Origin of the sequence: Acidisphaera rubrifaciens HS-AP3 (assembly GCF_000964365.1) — a bacterium.
GTDB lineage: Bacteria > Pseudomonadota > Alphaproteobacteria > Acetobacterales > Acetobacteraceae > Acidisphaera > Acidisphaera rubrifaciens.
Genome location: NZ_BANB01000154.1, coordinates 1 through 1800, shown reverse-complemented (window position 1 = coordinate 1800; position 1800 = coordinate 1). Strand labels below are relative to the sequence as shown.

2 protein-coding genes are annotated in these 1800 nt (G+C 60.1%); one reads left to right on the top strand and one right to left on the bottom strand.

Annotation, left to right across the window (positions count from 1 at the left end):
• The first annotated feature begins 118 nt into the window (after positions 1–118).
• Entirely contained in the window at positions 119–1153 is a 1035-nt protein-coding gene (locus B8460_RS05620) for a P63C domain-containing protein (protein ID WP_158322726.1), read from the top strand.
• A gap of 86 nt (positions 1154–1239) precedes the next feature.
• Here B8460_RS05620 and B8460_RS05615 read toward each other — a convergent pair.
• Positions 1240–1800 (bottom strand): HAD-IC family P-type ATPase (locus tag B8460_RS05615; RefSeq protein WP_048860601.1); only part of this gene is annotated, 561 nt, incomplete at its 5' end.

The window sequence follows — 1800 nt, the reverse complement described above, 5'->3', positions numbered from 1 at the left end:
CGATTCACTCAGAAGGGCTACCGCTCTAGCAAGCATACCTAATCACATAGCCGAATTCATGCTTGCCAAATAAGCAAGCATGCCGCAGGAATACGCAAGCAAGCATGGAGCGCGAGTCGTGGACCATCAATCAAACATAAGCAAGCAGGCAAAGGGTGGCTTGGCGCGGGCGCGTGCCGTGGATCCTGAGCGCCGGGCGGCAATTGCCAGCTTAGGAGCTCGAAGGCGGTGGATGAAGCCGGAGGATCGCGGCGAGATGCCGGAGGCCGTTTCGCAGGGTACGATTACCATCGGCGAAACCGTTATTGATGTTTACGTATTGAAAGATCGGCGTCGCCTTGTGGCAAAGAGAGCCATGGCGCGAGCCCTGGGTCTCAAATCGGAAGGCGGAAACGCCTTTATCAAGACACTTAATGGCAAAGTTATCGGATCCAGGATCCCGCCAGAACTCCGGGGAAAAATAGAAAACCATATTGTTTTCAAGCCATTGGCTGGGGACCCGGCACACGGCTACGAGGCGGCAGTGTTGATCGATCTCTGCACTTTCCTTATGGACATTAGGGAGCATCTGCTAGAAACTCAGAAGTTTTTGGCGGATCAGGCGGAGACAATCGTGCGGGCCGCCGCAAAGCTTGGCATCATTGCCCTTATTGATGAAGCCACCGGCTTCATCGATGACAAACGCCGCGAAGAATACCGGGAGCTGTGGCAGACCTTTATCCGGGAGGAGGCGGCTCAGTGGGAAAAGGCTGAGTTCCCGGACGACCTGTTTAATATCATGTACAAATTATATGGTTTGAAGCGCCTGAATCCTAGCAGTACGCGGCACCCTAAATTCTTCGCCAAGTTCCTTCGCAAATACGTTTATCAGCCCTTGGCAAACAGCCATGGCGCGATTTTGCAAGAATTGGAACTCAAGAACCCAATCGTCTACGCAAACGGCGGCAGGCGTTACAAACTGTTTCAGTTTCTGAGCGAGGAGGTAGGATTACCCCAACTGCGGCAGCACATTTGGAAAACCGTCGGTATTGGTCTTTCTGTTAATTCCAAGGAACAATTCGACCGGTCTTTCTATAATGCCTTTCCGTCAGCAAGAGCGTTGAAGCCAGGCGACACCCCGGATCTATTCGCCCACCTCGATAACGATTCCTGACGGCCTCGCGGCGTCCAACAGAAGCCGGCGGCCATGTGTGCTTGCTCTTTACTTCCGCACGGATGAGCTGCCGCCTTGCTGGACGACTATGACGACCCGCCGGTCTCGTCGAACAGCAGCAGTCGCCCCGCGTTGCCCAGCCCGGCGAAGGTGCTGACGTTGTGCAGCAGGGCGGCGAGGATCGCGCCCTCGGCGCCGAGCAGGCCAGTGGCGGCGGCGGTGATCAGGATGGCGGTCCAGCCGAGGCCGATGCCGACATTGACGTGGATGGTGCGACGGCAGCGGCGGCTGAGGCGGATGCAGGTGGCCAGCCGGCGCAGGTCGCTGGTCATCAGCACCAGATCGGCGGAGGCCAGCGCCACGTCGGTGCCGTGACCGCCCATGGCGATGCCGACCGCGCCGGCCTTCAGCGCAAGGCTGTCGTTGATGCCGTCGCCGACCACCAGCGGCCGCTCGCCCGCGTCGATCTCCGCCAGCACGCGGCGCATCTTGTCCTCGGGCAGCGCGTCGGCCACCACCTCGTCGATGCCGACCGCATCGGCGATGCGGCGCGCGACCGGCGCGCGGTCGCCGGTGAGCAGCAACTGCCGCGTCAGGCCAAGGTCGCGCAGCGCCGCGACGGCCGCCCCCGCCTCGGCGCGCGGGGC